The organism is Flavobacterium sp. UGB4466, from assembly GCF_903469665.1.
Classification (GTDB): domain Bacteria; phylum Bacteroidota; class Bacteroidia; order Flavobacteriales; family Flavobacteriaceae; genus Flavobacterium; species Flavobacterium lipolyticum.
Genome location: NZ_CAGKLC010000071.1, coordinates 1 through 20,450 on the forward strand (window position 1 = coordinate 1; position 20,450 = coordinate 20,450).

Annotated in this window: 18 protein-coding genes; 14 read left to right on the forward strand and 4 right to left on the reverse strand. The window is 33.3% G+C overall.

Annotated elements, in window-relative coordinates; translation table 11 throughout:
• Nucleotides 1-370: 370 nt before the first annotated feature.
• The 4 genes from lpxA to JO950_RS15675 all read right to left on the reverse strand — a co-directional run bounded on the left by lpxA (nt 371) and on the right by JO950_RS15675 (nt 3,815).
• Entirely contained in the window at nt 371-1,144 is a 774-nt protein-coding gene (gene lpxA / locus JO950_RS15660) for an acyl-ACP--UDP-N-acetylglucosamine O-acyltransferase (protein ID WP_202703502.1), read from the reverse strand.
• Between the two features lie 64 nt (nt 1,145-1,208).
• Nucleotides 1,209-1,772, reverse strand: a complete 564-nt coding sequence (locus JO950_RS15665) for a Crp/Fnr family transcriptional regulator (protein WP_202703503.1) — start codon at nt 1,770-1,772, stop codon at nt 1,209-1,211.
• A 220-nt stretch (nt 1,773-1,992) separates the two neighbouring features.
• The gene (locus JO950_RS15670) at nt 1,993-3,357 is read right to left on the reverse strand and encodes a DUF5458 family protein (protein ID WP_202703504.1); all 1,365 of its coding nucleotides are present in this window, start codon (nt 3,355-3,357) and stop codon (nt 1,993-1,995) included.
• A gap of 2 nt (nt 3,358-3,359) precedes the next feature.
• Nucleotides 3,360-3,815 (reverse strand): hypothetical protein, encoded by a 456-nt coding sequence (locus tag JO950_RS15675; protein ID WP_026109973.1) that lies wholly within the window; start codon nt 3,813-3,815, stop codon nt 3,360-3,362.
• A gap of 158 nt (nt 3,816-3,973) precedes the next feature.
• Between JO950_RS15675 and JO950_RS15680 the strand changes: the two genes are divergently transcribed.
• From JO950_RS15680 to JO950_RS15745, 14 genes are all read left to right on the forward strand, one after another.
• A complete protein-coding gene (locus tag JO950_RS15680) occupies nt 3,974-4,393 on the forward strand; it encodes a GPW/gp25 family protein (protein ID WP_017496372.1) in 420 nt (139 codons plus the stop codon).
• An 8-nt stretch (nt 4,394-4,401) separates the two neighbouring features.
• Entirely contained in the window at nt 4,402-6,159 is a 1,758-nt protein-coding gene (locus JO950_RS15685; protein ID WP_202703505.1) for a hypothetical protein, read from the forward strand.
• 4 nt (nt 6,160-6,163) lie between these two features.
• On the forward strand, nt 6,164-8,596 hold the full coding sequence (locus JO950_RS15690) for an AAA family ATPase (protein ID WP_202703506.1): 2,433 nt from the start codon (nt 6,164-6,166) through the stop codon (nt 8,594-8,596).
• A 3-nt stretch (nt 8,597-8,599) separates the two neighbouring features.
• Entirely contained in the window at nt 8,600-9,505 is a 906-nt protein-coding gene (locus tag JO950_RS15695; protein ID WP_202703507.1) for a hypothetical protein, read from the forward strand.
• A gap of 34 nt (nt 9,506-9,539) precedes the next feature.
• On the forward strand, nt 9,540-10,424 hold the full coding sequence (locus JO950_RS15700) for a TssN family type VI secretion system protein (RefSeq protein ID WP_202703508.1): 885 nt from the start codon (nt 9,540-9,542) through the stop codon (nt 10,422-10,424).
• Nucleotides 10,425-10,509: 85 nt separating this feature from the next.
• A complete protein-coding gene (locus tag JO950_RS15705) occupies nt 10,510-11,646 on the forward strand; it encodes a hypothetical protein (protein ID WP_070905592.1) in 1,137 nt (378 codons plus the stop codon).
• Between the two features lie 10 nt (nt 11,647-11,656).
• Nucleotides 11,657-12,160, forward strand: coding sequence for a hypothetical protein (locus JO950_RS15710; RefSeq protein WP_017496366.1), 504 nt, complete (start codon nt 11,657-11,659; stop codon nt 12,158-12,160).
• Nucleotides 12,157-12,627 carry a type VI secretion system TssO gene (tssO, locus tag JO950_RS15715; RefSeq protein WP_017496365.1) on the forward strand — a complete coding sequence of 157 codons (471 nt, stop codon included), beginning with the start codon at nt 12,157-12,159 and terminating at the stop codon, nt 12,625-12,627. The genes JO950_RS15710 and tssO overlap by 4 nt, the downstream gene beginning before the upstream one ends.
• On the forward strand, nt 12,617-13,555 hold the full coding sequence (locus JO950_RS15720) for a PKD domain-containing protein (protein WP_017496364.1): 939 nt from the start codon (nt 12,617-12,619) through the stop codon (nt 13,553-13,555). Before tssO ends, JO950_RS15720 begins: the two co-directional genes overlap by 11 nt.
• 3 nt (nt 13,556-13,558) lie before the next feature.
• Complete coding sequence (tssR, locus tag JO950_RS15725; RefSeq protein ID WP_202703509.1) at nt 13,559-15,883, forward strand: type VI secretion system protein TssR domain-containing protein; 2,325 nt, start codon at nt 13,559-13,561, stop codon at nt 15,881-15,883.
• 10 nt (nt 15,884-15,893) lie between these two features.
• Nucleotides 15,894-16,670, forward strand: coding sequence for a DUF5457 domain-containing protein (locus JO950_RS15730; RefSeq protein WP_017496363.1), 777 nt, complete (start codon nt 15,894-15,896; stop codon nt 16,668-16,670).
• A 454-nt stretch (nt 16,671-17,124) separates the two neighbouring features.
• A complete protein-coding gene (gene tssD / locus JO950_RS15735) occupies nt 17,125-17,520 on the forward strand; it encodes a type VI secretion system tube protein TssD (RefSeq protein WP_017496361.1) in 396 nt (131 codons plus the stop codon).
• A 177-nt stretch (nt 17,521-17,697) separates the two neighbouring features.
• Nucleotides 17,698-19,575 carry a type VI secretion system Vgr family protein gene (locus tag JO950_RS15740; RefSeq protein WP_202703510.1) on the forward strand — a complete coding sequence of 626 codons (1,878 nt, stop codon included), beginning with the start codon at nt 17,698-17,700 and terminating at the stop codon, nt 19,573-19,575.
• Between the two features lie 84 nt (nt 19,576-19,659).
• Complete coding sequence (locus tag JO950_RS15745) at nt 19,660-20,436, forward strand: hypothetical protein (RefSeq protein ID WP_202703511.1); 777 nt, start codon at nt 19,660-19,662, stop codon at nt 20,434-20,436.
• The last annotated feature ends 14 nt before the right edge of the window (nt 20,437-20,450 follow it).

A 20,450-nucleotide genomic window follows, 5' to 3' on the forward strand; every position in this document is an offset into this window, starting at 1 on the left:
TAAAAACTAGTAAGAATTGGTTTTCTTTTGCCCTTTCAGGGCGATAGTTGAGGCTCATTTTGGTTCATACGTAGTGCTTCGCATCATGCTCTTTGCTTTTCGGGTTTTCAGTCCTTTTTCCTTGCGTGCTTTGCGTAAACCTTTGCGCTATTTGCGGTTAGAAATTAGCTCATAGATGATTTATGGTTTAAATATTCTTTTTATCGTTGACTGCGTTAGGGATGGGAGTGATATCCTTTTGCGATTACTGTACATAGAAAAAACTGAAACTTCTATCGCAAAAGATTTAGCGGACAGCCCGACCCGTAGGGGAACGCCATAAAAATTGTTGTCTTTAATAGATTGATGTTTAAATGAGATATTAGTATGATTAAATGCTGTTTCCTTTTACAATTCCGCGGGATGAATTTTTTATAAAATCTAATATTTTATCACGCTCATAAGTTTGCTTCATGTGTTTTTCGATAAAGTCTAATGCAAGAGAGGTATTTCTTTTTTGCTGAAAGATAATACGATATATTTCTTGTAGTTCTTGCATTTTTTCAATCTTAAAACCTCTTCTTCGTAAACCAATGGTATTTAATCCTGTAAAACTTAAAGGTTCACGTGCAACGAGTATGTATGGTGGTACATCTTTGACAATACGACTCATGCCGCTAATCATAGTATGCTCTCCAATAATCGAAAATTGATGAATTGCGGTTAATCCGCTGATATTTGCGTAATCACCGACTTTTACTTCTCCTGCCATTCCCACATTAAAACCTATAATGCAGTTATTACCAATGAAACAATCATGTCCGATATGAGTGTTGGACATGATTAAATTATGATTCCCAATTACTGTTTTTTGTTTTGATTGAGTTCCTTTGTTTATAGTAACAAATTCTCTGATAATATTGTTGTCTCCAATTTCCAGAGTGCTATATTCGTTTTTGTATTTTAAATCTTGTGGGGTTCCTGATAATACTGCATTGGGATGTATTTGGCAATTCCGGCCAATTCTAGCACCGTCAAGTAGGTTTACATTATTGCCAATCCAAGTGTTATCACCAATAATTACATTATTTTCAATAGTTGTGTAATTACCAATATGAACGTTTGTTCCAATAATTGCATTTTTGCCTATAGTTATATTTTTCAATTTGATTGTCTTTATATGAAAAGCAAATGTTGGAAAAATATAATGATTTTTTCTTGATGTAAAATCAATTAATTGAAGATCTTATTCTGCTCAATGTTTCCTGACTTACACCGATAAGCGAGGCAATATGTTTTAGTTTTGATTTTGCAATAATAGGAGGAAATGAAGTTAATAAGTAGAAGTATTTATCCTGAGCATTCATGGATTTATAAAAATGATGAAATTCGTTCAATTTTGACAGATAAATTCTAAGCAGCTTAATATAGAATTTAGAAAATAAAGGATATTCTAATAGAATTTGCTCATCTGTGTACGATAATGAATAAAGTATGGTGTCCTCACATGCCTGAAAAAGCTCAAATGAGGGTTTCTGTTCAAAGAAACTACTCAATGAAGTGATGAATTGATGATCGGTATAAATCCATTTAGTTACCTCTTCTCCGTCATTATAAAAAAATCTTCGTACTGAACCGGATTTTATAAAGTAAATTTTGGGGCAAATTTGCCCTTCATTTATAATAATTTTATTTTTCTTGTAGGATTCTTCTTTAAAGTGGTTTTTTATTGCCTTTTCGGTCTCTTGATCCAGTGCCTGAAAATTGTTTATAAATGCAAGAAGCTCTTCCATTGCCCTTATTTAGTTGGTTTATTTATTGAAAATTAGACCAAATTTAGGTTTAATTAATAACGAATATAGTCTATTTCTTAGAAGAACGATCATTATAAACATTGCTGAGTGTATTATGCGAATTCTGTTTTGTTTAGATGCATTGTTTATTTGGATGACCAGTAAAAAAAAAGAACCCCAAAAGAGTATTTTTTGGGGTAGATTTTAGGGTAGAAATGAATTAAACCTGTTTGTAATCACTATGCCAAACAGCTTCTTCAGGACCATCTCCTTTGTGTCCGTCTAACTGAATTACGAAACTTTTAGCCGGGAAGTATGGTGTGATGTGGATATCTAGTAAGATTCTGTCTTTTTGAGTTTTATCCTGCTCAATTTTCATTACGGTAAACTTCTCAATAAGATTAGTAGGTCCTTTAATTCCGTCAAGGAACTTAATGATTTGGCTTCTTAAATCAGCTTCAGTTCTGGTAGTCCAGTTCTCGAAAGCTCTTCTGTTTAAGAAATCGAAAAGTACTTTGGTAATATGGTCGAATACACGTACTACAGAGTAGGTTTGTAAACCTAAGTTGTCTCCGTTGAACAATGTTTTAGCAGAGAAAGCCATAATTTTGCTGTACTCATTAACCATTGGTACCAATCCCATTTTTTCAATTTCTGAGATTTCACTTTTCTTCAGGTCAAAACGAACGCTTTCTACCTCGTTTAAGCCTCCGAATTTTTTACCGGCAACTACCTGAGACATTAATGTTTTGTATATTTTACCTGCTAAAGAAGTCGATGGTGGTACATAAAGATTGTCCTCTTCTCCAACTTCGTTATTTTTACTTCTTCCTAACAAATAGTTACAAGTCATAATAGTGTTTGATTTGTACACATCACCACCAGTATGATTGGCATTGAAGAAGATATCGATAACATCATCCGGAGTTTCAAGATCTTGGAAGTCAGTTAGTAATACTGTTTTATTCTCGTGAGCTATTTTGGACCATTTTTCTAAAACAGCGTTAGAACCTAAATATCCTGGAACTGAAAGTATAGAGTAGTTTTTTCTCAAATCAAGACGGTCAAAATTTTGCTTTAATTCATTCGAAACATAATCAATAAACAAAGTATTGTCTAAATCTTTTAATTGCGTTATATCGGCGTTTACGATCGTTACGTTCTTGATTTTATCGCTTTCAGCATTTTTGTAGAACAAAGCGACACTACGATAAGAAGTTTCTAGTTCTCTTGTAGTGTTTAAGGCGTATTTCAGGTTTTTATTTAATGTTGCATCTGCTGATGTTGCTTTTGCATTGGCCACTTCGATCATGGATTCAACAGAATTATTTCCTTTTAGTAAATCCAGCCACAAATCAAGTCTGTTATTAAGAGTAGTTCTCTCGCTTTCCCATTGAGCATCGTTAAGAAAGATATTTTTTCTAGCTTTTCTGGTCGGGTTTAAGTTTGATAATCCGTCGATTACGTTTTCTAAGAAAGCAAAACCTCCATATTCGTTTAACAGGTTTATTTTGCTTGGGGATTCTTGTACTAATTGTTCGCTTGAAGAACCTTGAACTTTTTGTTCTTTAGTTTGAGTTGCCATATTTACTGTTTGTTGTTGTTAATTTCGTTCTTAGCGTTTTGAAGTAATTCGATTACCGCTTCTTTAACAGCCGGGTCCTGGATTGCTTTTATTAAAGCTCTGTTGCTCGAAAGCTGGCGAACAATTTTGTACGCTTGTTCCTTTTCAGTGTTTAATTTATTAAGAAAAGGACTGTTTTCTTTTATAGATTTTGCTCCAAAATCTCCTAAGTTTTGGAAGACCATCGATTCGTTTAAATCGGAACCTTGTTCCGTTGTAAATTCAAAGTCTACGCTAGGTTTGTACTTCTCAAAAACCGCTTCTACAGTCTGCAAATCATAGACAGCTTCGGGGCCAACCGGCTGCTCATTTGTAAGTTTTTGAATTAGTAATGTTCTGTTCGAAGGAATTTCCAAAATTGATTCACTGGCGTCAACTTTTACTTCATTGCCACCAATACCATAATTGAACATGCTCATAATTTTATAAGATTTTTAGTTGATTTTGTAAAACTAGTAAAAAAATACTTTAAAATAATATTGATTTGTAAGTATTTTATTTGGAGTTTTGTAGCAATGTGTTAAAATTAAAATTTGAACCTTTAGTTTTATAAAAAACAACTAAATTTCGACAAAAGATGAAATACCTGAAATACCCTGTTAATTTTAAATCTTTGGTGAGAGGTTCACAGGATAATTTTTGTAAGATAGAAGAATCGATTGCTTATAACATCATGATGATTATTACCACTTCATTTGGAGAGATTCCCGAGATCCCAAATTACGGATCTGTCATCTGGGACCTGGAGTTTAATCAACATATAAAGAAAAGAGATTGGGAGGATTTGGTTAGAAAATCCCTGTTAAAGTCGATTACTGAATTTGAGAGGAGATTAACCTTAAGTGAAGTCACTATTTCGTTAGATGAAATTGATAATACGGAGCTGGGATCAAGCATAAGAAGAAAAGCAAACATAGTCGTAAAAGGAGACATTATCGAAAGTCTGATGCCATTTAGCTTTCACACAAAATTGAATATAAGCCCAATTTCTCAATAGTACAAAATATGAAAGACGTTAAGTTTATTGAAATAAAAAATAGAATACAAAAGAAGTGTTTAGAGATCTGGGGAATTGAAAATATTAACATGGCCGACCCCTTGGTCATGATGTTATTAGACGTTTTTGTTCATGAACTTTATTATTTGTATCACGAAGGAATCGAATCTGATAATAAAATTATTGAACGCATTGCTCAGGAAATTGTGCCAAGTCAATGGAATTTACCTATGCCGGCTCACGCTTTAGCAAGTACAGCTGCAACAAATGGTATTGTGGTACTCAACAGTGATGCTGAATTTATTATAAAATCGACTTTTGCAACCAATGTTGATTATGATATTCATTTTACTCCTTTTACCAACGAAAGCATTATAGAGGGTGAGGTTGGTTTTCAGCTCTATGATTCCTTATTGATCGATTCTTTTAAAAATGTCAATCGCTTGCCGGTGCATTGTAAAATTTCGGATCACAGGATGTGGATCGGACTGGATGTTTCCAAAGAAAATCTGGAGAAGTTAAAATCTTTGAAATTTACATTTGTTACAGATAATTCTTCGTTAGATGCTTTCTTACAGTTTGTTACGGTGAGAGATACTCACGGAAATGCTATTGATTTTGAAAATGAAAGTTTTGCGGAAGTTCAGGACAACAAGCATTACGTTGAAGCGATAAAATCCTACTATAAAAATTTTATTTACAAGTTAAAACTGAATCCGGAGAAGTTGGTTTACGAGTCTTTACTAGACAAATTCAACATTGAAAAAGAAGCATTAAAATCTGCTAAAAAGAATACAGAACTTATTTGGTTAGAGTTTGTATTTCCTGAAATCTTTACCAAACAGGAGCTTGATAAAATTCAGATAAAGATCAACACATTCCCGATCGTCAACCGAAAACTGAACAACAGAGTTCATAATGCTCAGGTGGAAGGACGTCTGTTTCCAATGAAGGCAGAGAGAAACACGCACTTTTTGGATGTGATGAAAGTTTTTAACGAAAAAAACATCGAATTCATCAATGGAATCAAGCAGCCTAATGCTATCACTTCAAATACCTATACCGTTTTTTATGGCGGATTAGAGAATTACGATTCCAGAACGGCAAAGTTTTTCCTTAAAAAATTAGCCAGAGCTTTACGTGAAGACATCAGTTCTTTTTCGAATATCAATGCCGATTATATTGATGCGACAATGACTAAAATCAATGAAGAAATTAATTCAATTGAAACTAAGATTACCAGCAGTTACAGTCAGGTCAATGAAGAGGAAGTTTATGCTCTGATTCATGAAACCGATAAATCTAAAATTTTGTACTGTTCGTATTGGACTTCAAACGGTCAGGTGGCTAATAATTTAAAAAAAGGTACCGTTTTAAAACAAACGGTCTTATCAGAATTAGTTCAGGATTCTACCGTTTTTGAGACGACTTCGCTTGGCGGAATTTACAGAAATAACAAAGTCGAGAAATTAATCAATCTTCGATATGGCTTTTTATCCAAAGAGCGACTGGTAACAAAACAAGACATAAAATCTGCGGTTCATTATCATTTAAGAAACATTACAAAAGAGGTATTGATTACCGATGGGGTTGGCATTAGCAATGAAAGAAAAAAAGGAGTATTCAGAACCATTGATGTAAAAGTTATTTTGCAGGATAAGTATGCTTTACAGATAGAAAACAAGCAAAAAATAGGATTGTTTTTGAAGGAAACCTTAGAGAAACAATCCGTGATGAACATCCCATTTCAAATTACCATAAACTAAAGTTATGAATGAATTAGATTACAGCCCCAGCTTACTATCTGCCATTAAATCTGCTAAATCGTTGGCTATTCAGGATGGACACAGCACTTACGGTGTTCCGCATTTAGCCTATGCACTGTTATATGAGCCAACAGGATTGACAGAGGTTTTAAAAACGTTATCAAAAGACATAGATTATATAAGAGAGTGGTTTGATGTAAGAAAGGAAGTGTATACATCCTCTCAGAGCAATGATAACATTATTATTGCCGATGCAGAGATCGAAAATGTTTTTACCGAATCAAATTTCAATAAAATCAGATTGGGAGCAGATTCTATTGATGCTTTTTGTGTTTTTATTGCCATTATTAAACCCGGATTAATATACAGTGATAAACAGATCGACGGTTTAAATTTAAGCGATAAAGAACTTTTAAAACATTTTGGGCTTCGCAATACTCAAAAAAGTTTTAATCTGGTAGATAATGACGATAAAGAAGAAACTGTTGATATTAATTATTGTGATACACTCTACAGAAAAAATATAATCGAAGAAGGTAGTGCTATTATTGGCCGAAATAAGGAGGTAAGACTGATACTTGAAAACATTGAACGATACGAAAATCACGGAATTTTGTTGATTGGAGAATCGGGTATTGGAAAAACAAGTATCATAAAAAATCTGATTTACAGTTTACACGAAACAGATTCTAATTTTTTTGAAGAAACACTGGTACTTTCTTTAAACGTGTCTAAACTTGTTGCCAATTGCAGCGGTGAAAATGAGATTTCGAAGAAATTGATTGAAATTTTCGAAAAATTATCCAAGAACGGAAAGAGCATACTTTTTATTGATGACATACAGGTGTTGTTAAATTCATCAAGCTCAAAATCAAATGCGGTAATCAATATCATCAATACACAGTTAACTCAGGGAACGATTAACATTATTGCTTCTATTGATTCAGATTCGTATCGAAAATCGATCGAAGGAACGACTATTGACGGAAAGTTTGAAAACATTTTTATCGAAGAACTCGATCATGCTTTATTACTGGAATGTCTGGGGATTTATAAAAATAAATTAGAAAAGCATTATAAGATAGGGATTGACGATGAAGTTATAGAAGAAGCCATTCATTTGTCTAAAAGATTTTATAAAGAAAAGAAACTGCCTTACGGAGCCATTGATTTATTAGACCGGACAGCTTCCTCGGTAATTGTTTCGAATGCCAATTCCTTAGTTGAAATTGTAAAAATAAAAGAACAGATAAAAGAAGCTGACCCTGCCGACGAATCACGGATGAGTTTGCTGAAAAAAGAAATATTCAACAGAATTAGCTGTGTGGTAACCAGTAAAATTAGTGCTGCCGAAAATTCAAAAAAACAAAAAGACGAAGTAATCACTTTTGATGCCATCGAAAAATTATCAGCTGATATCGAAGCGATAGCAAAGGAGAAAATCACTGTGGTTAAAAAGTCTGAGATTTTGGCAGTCGTTTCCAATGCAACCGGAATTCCATTAGGAAAGATAAGTGCAGGAGAAAAGGAAAAACTTCTCACGATTGAAGACAAATTACAAGAGAGAGTAAAAGGGCAGGCACATGCTATTAAAACACTTTCAGAAGCCATAATCGAATCCCGAAGTGGTTTGAGCAATCCGAAACAGCCTATTGGTTCGTTCTTCTTTTTGGGACCAACCGGTACAGGAAAGACAGAATTAACGAAAACACTTGCAGAACTGCTGTTTGATGACGAAAATGCGATGATTCGTTTTGACATGTCCGAGTTTAAGGAAGAACATTCGGCGGCGTTATTGTATGGTGCGCCTCCAGGTTATGTGGGGTATGAAGAAGGAGGGATGCTGGTGAATAAAATCAGACAGAAACCTTATTCGGTGGTACTTTTTGATGAGATCGAAAAAGCGCACAGTTCGGTTTACGACGTGTTTTTACAGATTATGGACGAAGGAAAAGTGCATGATAAGTTGGGTCGTGAAGGTGATTTTTCGAATGCAATTATCATTTTTACTTCAAATATTGGAAGCCAATGGATTCAGGAGCAGATAGAAAGCGGTCATTTACCCACTTCTAATCAGTTGATTGATATTATGAGTCAGCATTTCAGACCTGAGTTTTTAGGACGTTTGACTGAAGTAGTTCCATTTGCTCCGATCAATATAGAAATCGCCAAAGCTATTTTTAAACTGCATCTTAGCCGTCTGCAGGAACAGTTAAGAACGATCAAAAATATTTCTTTTGATTTATCTGATTCGGCTTTAGAGTATCTGACCAATAAAGGATTTTCTAAAAAATATGGTGCCAGACCTATTGCGGGAACCGTACGAACTTATCTAAAGAAAACCATTTCAAAACTAATTATATCCGAAGCTATTTTGGAGAACGAAAGTATTGTTCTGGATATAAAAGGGGATGAATTTATCTGGGAAAAGAAATAAGATATGGAACAGGATATCGCAGTTTTAAAACAACAGCTTAATTTTAATTTAAGAGGAGAAATTCTTTATTATGGATTGCAAAATATTCTTAAAAAGGAAACTGAAGTCTTTGTCAGACATAAAGGCCTTTCCAAAAGACACAATTCAAGAGACGCTATAGATCTCTCGTCGATGCTGTATCAGGAAGATTCGAGATTTACCAAAGAAGCGCTGGTCCTGCATTTGGCCAAAAACAGCATCTACCATAATTTGCCCGAATTACTTTTTCATCCCTTATCGGTTAGTAATTCTACGATGTCGAATAAAGAAATTGTAGAAGCAGTAAGAGAAAACAAAAAAGCAGAAAATAATGCTTTAGACTTTTTTATGCCTTTTGATAATGAGCTTTTTGCAGCAAATTCAAATTATGCCATCAGAAGTCTTCACTTGTTTAATGATAAGATTGATTTGTTTCTGAAAATAGTAGATGAATTAGTCTCCATTGATTTTGACTTGTCTAATACACAAAAAAAGAATCTCTTTATTTACCTGTGTGAAGCCGATAAACTCAAAGAGAACCTTCCGGAACTGGAGAAAGTACTGGAAACTTTATTGGGTAATGTAGTCAAATTAAAATACAAGAAACATGTTTTCATCGATTCTCCCTTTTTGGAATTAAGTGAAGGAACATTAGGATTCAATTTGGGACTTTGCGGAGCGGTAGAAAGCGAGATAGACGATGTAGAGGTGGCGCTATATTTTGAAGGAAATATAGATTATAAGATATTGGAACGTAAGATGAACCTAACGCGTAAAGTATTAGAGTATTTTATCATTAGTAACAGAAAAATTGATATCGTCTTTTTTAATAATTATCAGTTAGGCATCAAACTAAACGAGAACTATTTGGGCATAAATACCATTTTATAATTTTTAAACCATAATAATGAGATAACATTCAGATATGAATACAATACTACCCTTTTTCTTAAAATACCTATTAGCTCCGTTTTTGATTTTGATCATAACGCTGATTATGAGCCAGTTTTCGAATGTGAAAATCAAAACAAAAGCGGCCATAATATTTACTTTATGTTTTTCGATTATAGCAGCTTTACCCTGTTTGTTTGCTTTCTTTAACAATGAATTTATCTGGTTTGGCTTATTATTTTCGGTGATCTACTACATCATACTTGGAATCGCATTGGTGTATTTCATGAATACAGCTTTATTTCAAAAAGTAGGGATACAGAATAATGTTCTGGCAAAAGTGTTTCTGTTTTTAATAATAGCAATTCTCTCTTCCTGGATTTATTATCTCGTTTTCAATTATATTGCCATATCGAGTTACGCTCACATCAGTATGCTTAATATTTTATGGCTGTTTGTACCTATTTTTTTTCAGGAATCAAAGAACAAATACTTGCAAATTCCTGAGCCTTTCTACGAATACTGGAGAGTGGGTAAAGAGCGCAAAGATTTCGAATATTGGGATAATATCGATAAGTTCCGCCTCATGCAGGTGTCCATACACATCAGAAAAAAAGCCAATTCTGAATTCTTTTCCAAATTTGATGTAAAAATTGCTCAGGACGTCAATCTGGGGAGCTGGTTTGATAAGTTTATAGAAGACCAGAATTACAGATTCCCTAATGATGCTATCGAATCCAGTGCGGAAAATGAAGATACGGGCTGGACTTTTTATACGGCAAAATACTTCAGTTTTCCTTTGTTTATAAAGAACTTGAGTCCTTACAGAACCATTTCTGAAAGTAAATTGAAAAACAAACAGACCATTTTTGCTAAAAGAGTTGCTTTAAACAGGCATGAAAACGGTCTGGAAGAATAATTACATACCATATCTTTTTCTTTAAAACCATTTGGAGTAAAAAGGAAAAGAGATTAACAAATACCATAAAACAAAATTCAGGATTATGAAATCAAACATTCATTTACCAATCAACTGGACAGACGGTGTAAAACTTACGAAAGACCATTTTATCAATAATTATTTCAATTACGTAACAATTGTCAGCGATTATAATAAAGTTCAGCTAAACAATTTTAATTATGGCTGTATCCAGCCGGCGGGAAACAAATCGATAGACATTGAGATAAAAATTGAGGGAGGACAGCTGGTTGCCTACCTGAAAAAATGCGAAGTAATTGCTAAAAACGGTCACATAATTTCTTTTAATCAGGATATTTATGGCACCAAACTTCCGGAAGTAAGTATTAATGCAAACGACTTAGACCGAAATTCTTTTGAGCATTATTATGTTATTGTTTCCGTTAATCCTTATGATTTAATTCCTGTAGGTATTCCTGATCCCGAAATCATTCCATTGCATCATCCGCATGCCCTTCCGGAGATCAAGTTGCACATCATCAATAAAAAAGAGGTAAATGATAATTTTTTATCGGGTTACTTTTTAATTGTCAAAAAAATAATATTCCAAAACGGAACTTTTATCGAAGACAACAAGTACATCGCTCCTGTTGTTAAGACTAAAAATAATGAAATACTGAATCAGTTTATAGCGAAAGTAAACACGGAATTGTATCAGTTGAATGATTTCTCTATTAAAATTCATAAAAAAAATGTGCAGAATTCTTCTAATAACAGACTGGTGTCGAACACCTTTAGTTTATGCACCAAAATAATCGGGTATTATTCAGAAAACTGTTTTTATCTTAAAAATGTCGCTCCGGAGGAATCTCCGGTTTATATGTTTGACCGAATAATTGTTTTAGCGAATCATCTTATTTCGACATTGACTTTAATGGATGACAAAGAAAAAGAGGTACTGCTGCAATACTATTATGAATGGATTGATGTAAAACCTTCAGAGTTATTGAGCGTATTGTTTGAAGCAAAAAGTGCCGTATACGACCACAACGATATTGCACAAACGCTTGAAAAACTGAATCAGTTTTTAGGAATTTTGAAGCGCTTATGGCAAAAATTAAGTGAATTGGAGTATATCGGAATCAGAAAAGAGAACATTGTAATTAGTGAGGAAACGAAAGTGGCAGCACCGAAAAGCAATACATGGTCAATATTAGATTAAACATAGCGCTATGAAACCACTTAATTCTCCTAAAATAGCGACTCAAAAACGCAGGTTTTTAATCCTTTTTTTTACAACGTCTGCTTTTATTTTCGGCTGTCTTTTTATTACGCTGATAACGGCAAATAAAGGCGCTGCCGAGTTAGAGCAAAAACACAAGTACTACAATGATATTGCAGTAAAACAGGGCGAAATGAACTTGCTTCTGGGTGAAATCCTGATCGAAATCAATGACTTAAGATTTAAGGACCGAACTTTAAATGAACGTAAAAATCTTCAGTCCCTGATCAACGAAAAAAGATTTGCAATCAATAACGAGATTCAAAAATCAAAAACAAATTTGACGAATTCTTTTGGTTTGTATGAGGAACTTTTGGTTGAATTACAGCGCATACAAACTAAAATTGATGTCTTAAAAGAAGCAGCAACAAGCTACGAAATCAAAAGTAATCAGCTTAAAAATTGTATTGAAAAACATAAACTGGAAAATAAAAAAAATAGTACCAAATCATGAAGAAGGCAATAATTTTTGACGAAACCTATTGGAAGAAAGCAAAGTTCAATTTATTATTTATCATTAGCGCCTGTGTCATATTTATTGGTCTTACCAAGTTTTTACTGAAGACACCGGATTTTAATAATACGGATATGCTGAACAGAATTAATGATTATGAAAAAATGCAGAAGATTAAGGTGGACTATGCCAATAAATCGAAGCTAATTTTCAAAACCATTGATACGATAAAATATGACATCAATCAAGTACAGCGTATCGATGAAGTAAAAAGAAACATTTCAGAGTACAAACAGCTTTATAAAGACAACGAATTTCATTCGTCCTATAATTTTTGCTTGATCGGCGGAAACTTGTTAAATGTTTTTTTAGAGATAAACCTGGAAGAAAGTACGGTGAAAAAGAACGATACCCTTGTACAGACAAGTCTTAACGAATGTAAAGCAGATTTTAAAAATGAACATTAAAAACAGAACAGTAGTTATCCTTTTGTCTTGCATTGCGGTAATTTTAGTGATAGTAGCACTGCTATTCCCTTATAATAAACGATTAAGTAATCTTGATTTTTCGATTGTTGATGACAATAGTAATCACCAGTATGAATTAAACGAGGAATTATCTTTTAAAATAAATGACAGTACTCTAATATCAGATAAAAAAGCCGTTTGGTATTTCGGAAACGGTGATTCGATTGTTAGTAAAGGAAGTGTAAACTACACTTATGATAAAGCCGGGAAGTATTTAGTGACCTTAAAAATTGACGACAAGTTCGATTTTTCAAAGCAAATTAATATCGTAAACGGTAGAAGATTGACGGCAAGAGATTCTATCACCAAGATATTTTGTCCGGAGTTTGGTTATGTAGGTGAGGAAATTGTGTTTACCGGATATTCTCCGAGTTCTAATAATTGGTATTGGGAATTTGGCGAAACGGGAACCATAGATTCTTATGAAAAACAAGCCATTTATATTTTTACTCAGCCGGGAATTTATACGGTAAAGCTCGAAACAGATAAAACGAAGTATCCGATAACAAAAGTAATTGAAGTGTTACAATTGTACGAACCTTTCAAAGAACCGGAGGCTGTAGATTCGTCAGGTATTGTATTGAACGATATTAAAAAAAGACTGCAGACCATTGCTAATTTGGGAGCAAGAGATACCAAAACGTACAGAGAGCAGGTTAATTATCTGAAAAATAAATACATCTGCAATGATTTGTCTGATGTCGTGGTAGTAGTCAACGAAGAAAAATACAACGATTTTTTAAGTTACTGTCAGGGACTTCATTATCTGGAAGGCAATGAAACTATAATTGAGGACGTGAAATTAGATAATATTAAGTGCTTTAAGCAGATCAATATTACCCAAAAAACTAAAAATAAAACAAAGTAATAGATGAAAAGCAGCATTTTACTTCGATATACGTCTTTAATTTGTTTATTGATCACCAGTACCCTTTTTTCACAGGTTAAGAACAGTACAAACGTTCTTAAAAAAACAGGAGAAACAGTTAATACTTACGATAACCAGGAGCAAAAAGAAAATAAAAAACCAGAACTAAAAATGGTTTTTTCAGATCGAAATGAGAATAAAATTTACGAAGAACCTTATAGCGCCAAAGTAAAAAATAAGGCCGCTATTTTGACCCCCATGTATGTTATTGATGAAGATAAGAATTATTACGAAGTTGTCGTTGCTGATAAGAAACTGATTGGGAAACCCAAAGGAACATTCTCTGCTTTAAGAAGTAAAGACAACCATTTTTCTAAAGCTAAAGAAGTACAGTATCTGGGATGGATTAAAAAAGACAATGTATTGGAATATGGCAGAGCCATCCAAAATCAGGTTAACTTAAAATATGTAAAGTATTTTGTGGCTTGTAATACGTTGGATAATTTAGTGAACAGTAACAATAACGTCAAAAAAAGTACTCTTTTGTTAAAGGGAGATCCTAACTTAGAAACCGCAACAAAAAAAGGGATTAAACTAAATGACTTCGTCTACGTCTACAACATAAACAAAACGGCAAATTCAGCCTTTGTGTCCAATTCTGATGATTTGATGCCAAAAGACACCGCTAATTTTAAATATGGATGGGTTCCTTTGCAATATCTGAATCCTATAACAGACAATGTGGTAGTGAAACTGAATCCTGCTGATACGTTGAAGTTTTCGTCGGGTAAAATCAACTTTCATGCAAATGAATTGTACAGGAATACCTTTTTCGTAAATGAAAATCAATCCAGTATTGCTGCCAGATTCGATAATACCACTAAAATTTTATTGCCTGTAAATGTATGGAACCACGACAAAAATAAAATCACAAATTTAAAGGGGGATGATATTACCATAAAGACAATCGAACAGATTGATCTGCAAAGTAAGACCATTAACTTTTTTTACGTTTTTGAGAACAACGGCAGTACCAAACAATACCTAAAAAAAACACTTTCGGCATTACAAAATCTAAAATTAACAACGAGCAGTGATTTGTATGCCAATTATAATTTTACGTATTCGTTTATTGCAAAAGGGAAGTCCAAAAGTTATTTTTTGCTCAGAACATCTTCTTTTTCGAAGTGGTTTGATTTAATTGAAAAAAGTATCAAAACACCGGAAGAAATTACAAATGAAAATATTTTACCCAATAACAACATAAACATTACGCAGTTCCTGAGTGCGGGACCCAACTACGAAAATAATTTTTTTATACTGGCAGGATTAGACGGATCAATAAATACCGTTTTGCAGGATAATATGAGCACATTGGCTAAGAATAATGCCAAGTTATTGTACATCCTTTTTAGAAATGAAAACAGCTCTGATAATCAGGATTTTATTTCGCAAAGTAAGGCGTATTTAAGTGATGCCAGTAATGCCAATAAAAAATACATTCAGAACTACTATGTAGATCCAAAACTGGTTCCTAAAAATGATGAATTTGTTTACAATGGCGAAACCGATAATGAGTACATCTACAACGCTCCTTTAAAAAGTAACTTTAATGGTGGAATTGTATTTCCTAAGTTAAACGGGGAGTTAACTCCTGAAACAATAAACAAAGCCATTGATACCGTTATCAGTAAAACGATCAAGACGAACAATGCATTGCTAAAATCACTGACTCAGTATAAAAATGAATTTAGTTTTTTAAGAAGTCAGCCGAGTGTAACCGTAAAAAATATTATCGAAAATTCTCCTTTAAAAGACAGTGTAAGTACTGATGTACCTAAAAAATATAAAAACGAAACCTTTGCGATAAATGCAAAAGATTCGTTGGATAATGATTTAGAAAGTAAAGTACACATTTTACTGACCGAAAACGAAATTAAACAGCTTATTGAAAATTATCGGGAGTTAGTAAGCAAAGAATACACTAATGAAAATATTGATAAGGTAGAGATTCTGAATTTTAAGGACAGGTGCTATACATTTGCCTCAATTATCAGAAGGACCGAACCATTAAGAAATAGAAATTCTTTAGCAGATCTGTTTTATTTTAAAACAAGAGTATTTGTAAACAGTTCTGATCTGCATACTATAAGAATTAAAGATATCAGAAAGTTTAAGAGAAAACCGGCCGAATTCAGGGCGCTGTTTATAGGCTTAAATGCTAAAGTTGAAGCCTTAGAGAAAATGGTCAGAAATAGTGCTTTTGAGGTTTTTGATGAGGAGTCTCAGCTCAAACACTATTATATATCGAAAAATATGCTACTATAAAATAACGATTATGGAACTTATCAATACAATAGAAATGACGAAACCTTTGCATGAAATAATTTTAGAGTTATTTTATTTTGAAAGCAAAGGGAAACCGTGTGAGTTTACAAAAAAAGAAATTTTGTGGAGGCTTAAAAATCCTAGTATTACAGAATATCAGATAGAAGAAGTACTCAATTGGATGGTGCATCATAAAAAACTAAATGAGAATTTAGGTTTGTACAGCCTCGATCGTTTTGAACTAATTGATTTAGAAGAAAAATTTAAAACCGAAAGATTGCACAAAGAAAAAAAACAAGAGCCTATTTTTTTTACGAATTACAGTACAATAAACAATATACACAATGCCGCAAAACCTAAAGCGCTTGAAATATTTATTCAGTACATACTGCCTACGTTTTTGCTTTCTTATATTGTGTTTATTTTTTTCTTAGTAAACAAGTTAAATGACAGTTTTGCCGTAAACAATAATAAAATTGAAGACGTTAGCGAGCTGACACTAAAAGAACCTAAAACGGGAGTGATTAGAAAAAAAAGAGCACTGTCTGACAAAGAAGTAAAAAGACTGTTTTCTAATCAGCATCAGAATATTTTGTATTTGAACAAGACTATAGATTCATTACAAAAACAGGTGAACAAAATTAATGAAATTCATACCACAGCAACTTTAGACTTAAAAAACCAGGTCAATTCTTTACAACCACAGGTCAATTCAATAGTCCTGCACATAACCGTTGTGCTGCTGGGATTTATTCTGTTGTTTTTTATGAAAAATGTTACGGATTAAAGGAAATTAGTAAAAAACAGATAAAAGAGGTATTCTAAAATTATGCGGAATATCTCTTTTTGTGTTTACGGGAGTTAGATGAAGAAGTAAAATAAATGTTGAAAAAATATTTTTTGACTATTAGACTGTTTTTTCAAAACGGATGAATTTTCTGTCAGCCCTTATGAATGCTGGATTCTTACATTTGAGAATTAAAAACAGCTCTTTTTTTTCTTAATTCTTCTGAAAAAGATTACGAATTGACTTGTTTTTTAAAAATGTATTTGTATATTCGTACAAATATTGATTGCGAATCACCCTCATCTTCCTACAAGAAGCAATTAAAAAAAGTACGTTAGTACAAAAAGAGGTATTCTAAAATCATGTAGAATACCTCTTTTTTTTTGTTCATACTAGTCACACAAAAAGAAAGAGGATTCTGAAAAACTTTATTTAACAACTTAAATTTTTTATTATGGCATTTAAATCAATTTTAGAATTCGAAGGAAACGAGTACCAAGTATTATTTTCAAAAGTTGATATGTTGAGACATACTGACGGTAAAGGAGCTGTTTCTTCTGAAATTAAAGGAGGAAGATTAAACTTGAGAGTAAAATCTACAGACAACACTACAGTTATCGAACAAGCGGTAAACAGCCAGCACAAACCGGTAAGCGGAAAAGTGAAATTTTTCAAAGCTGACTCTGAGCAGGTAATGAAAGAACTTACTTTTGAAAACGCTTTTATTGTGTTCTTTAGTGAGCAGTTAGACGCTTTGGCTGAAACTCCAATGACTACTGAGATTACATTCTCTGCAGAGAAAATTACTTTAGGTAATGCTACACTAGATAACAACTGGGCTAAAATCTAATTTTTCTCATAAAACAAGAAGCAGTTGCGTACTGCTTCTTGTTTTTTTATTTTCAGAATATGACATCTTTTAGCTTAAAATTGAATTCGGCACGAAGAACTTTAAAGTAAAGGGCTTTGACTATCCTCTGTTTAAGTTAAAAATTTTAAAGAATTAAACTTAAAACTAGACAGATTTATGGTCATTCCTAAAATAATCTTTGGTATAGACGGCAAAGAAATTTCTCATTTTACTAAAATCGATTTAAAGCAAACCATTAATACTCACCATGAGTTTTCAATAAGTATTCCACATTCTGTTATAGAACGACCTCGGGCCTATACGATGGAAAGCGCCCAGGAATGTCTTGGAAAAGTGCTGCACATCAGGCTAAGCGGTAATAATAATTTTCTGGGAATTATAACAAACGTTCGCTACCAACAAGAATTGGGACATGTAGGCAGTCAAATTGTTATTTCAGGATATTCTAAAACTATTTTGTTAGACTACGGTCAAAAGTTGCATTCCTGGGAAAATCTCAATTTGAAAGATATGGTGCATGATCTCATACAAAGTGCTGCAGGAGAACAACTGCAATATGAAATCGAGCCCGAATTTACTTCTAAAATAGAATATCAAACGCAATATCTGGAATCGGATTTTAAGTATATCCAGAGATTGGCGAAACAATATAACGAATGGTTATTTTATGACGGAGAAAAACTTTTTTTTGGAAAACCACAACAAGAAAGTTCTCCTATAAAATTAATCTACAACAAAGACCTGTTTAATTTAAGCATATCGGTAGAAGCAAAACCCCATCAGTACAGCGGTTATACTTATAATGAAAATATCGATCAGCTTTATCAGGCACAAACAGATGACAGCATCGTAGAGGGATTACCGAAATTAGGAAAAGACGCCTTCGAAGCTTCCAAAAAGTTATACAGTACAGCTTCTTACGAGTTCGGACAATTTAGTACCGGAGATGATGTGTATTTTGAGAGTATCCTGAAAAAAAAACAGGAAAGTATAGCTGCAGAAGGAAACTACATTTCGGCAACAAGCTCAAATCCAAAACTAAGAATAGGCTCTATTATTAATATCGAATCTCAGCAAATATTAGATAAATCAGAGGTTCTTCAAAAAGGATTGAATACGAATAAGACACAATTTGAATCGAATGAAATTGGCACTTATATTATTACCGAAATTACTCACAAAGCTACTGAAATAGGAGAATACGAAAATAGTTTCAGAGCACTTCCGGCTAAAATAAAAAAACTTCCCGAGCCTCAGGTAGCCATGCCAATAGCGCAGGAACAGAGAGCTGTGGTAGTAGCCAATGATGATCCTAGTGGTAATGGAAGAGTTCGCGTAGAATTATTATGGCAAAAGAAACAGCAGTCCCGTACGCCCTGGTTGTATGTATTAACTCCTAATGCCGGAACCAGCGATGTTGTAAATAAAAATCGCGGATGGGTTACGATACCGGAGGTAGGTGATCATGTAATGGTTAGTTTTCGATACAATGATCCTAACAGACCGTATGTAATCGGCAGTATTTTTAACGGAAAAACAGGCGAAGGCGGTAAGCTGGACAATCATATTAAAAGTTTTTTTACCCGCTGCGGAAGTACCATCACTTTTGATGATAAACAGAAAAGTATTCTCATAAAAGACCCGTCAGACAACAGTGTTTATTTGGATGGGGAAGGTAATATTACTGTAAATGCACCTAAAAATATGACCATCAATGTTGGTGATAATCTGGATATTACCGTTGGTAAAAATATGACTGTAGGGGTAGGCGGTAACAAGAAAACCACCATCGACGGCAACAACAGCTTAAAAGTTGGAAAAAGCAGTACAGTCGATATTACAGAACTCTACAAACTTATTACAAACATGTACGAGCAAAAAGTATCAGGTGATAAAACCGTGAAAATCAATGGTAATTTAAATAAAACCACAGCGACAACAACTCACAAAGCCATAGGAGGAGATATTTTGATAAAAAGCTCGGGAATCTCAAAAGTACTGGGTGCCATTGATGCCAAAGTAAATAAAGGATAACTTAGATAAGCTATTTTAAAGATCTATCCCAATTGAAACAAACCGGCACAGGCAAAGAAAACGTAATCGTAATATCAAATCAGAATGAAGCAGCTATTATTTTTTATTTTTCTATTGGCAGGTGTATCCTCTTTTGGACAAGCAGAAGAGGTACAAAAAGCAGAAATAGAAGGCGGTACATTATCAAAAAAGTATATTGACGGAAAACTGGAAAGTTTTATTGTAGAAATGTACGCGGTCAATTATGGGAACATCTTCAGTTTTAATAAAGACAAAGATACCATTACCGTTAGTGACGGAGAAAAATCAGCTGCTGTTATTAAGATATATTTTAAAGATCAAATGCAAATAAGCGAACTATTTTATAAGAAGAAAATAGTAGCCTATTTTGAAGCTATAAATTTGAATAGAGATCAGTTACCCAAAAGTAAAAGCGTCTATAGTTTTCTTGTAAATAATAAAATAAAGAGTTCAATAAGCAGCTTTGATCTCAACGATCTTGATGAAGATTTTGACCAGAATCTTTTAAAACTTTTTAATGGTTTAAATTATGTTGCAAATACTGCAAATTTAGATTCCGCTTTTAATTCAATAGCCCATTTTTTTTCCAAAGAAGATGCTCTTTATAGAATCTATTTAACAAGCTATGCTGAAAAATTTGCCCCTCCAATAATTACCTATTTAAAAACCAATGAATCCGGAAAGATTGAATCCGGAATTGTCTGGACAGGGAAAGAGACCGGAAATGGGAAGTATGAAATTTATAGTAAGGAGAAAATAATACAATCAGGAATTCAAAACCTATCCAATTTTAAAAAAACTTTTAGGGAATATTTTTCTAAAATTGAAAATTTAGATTAAAAAATAACAAGCAT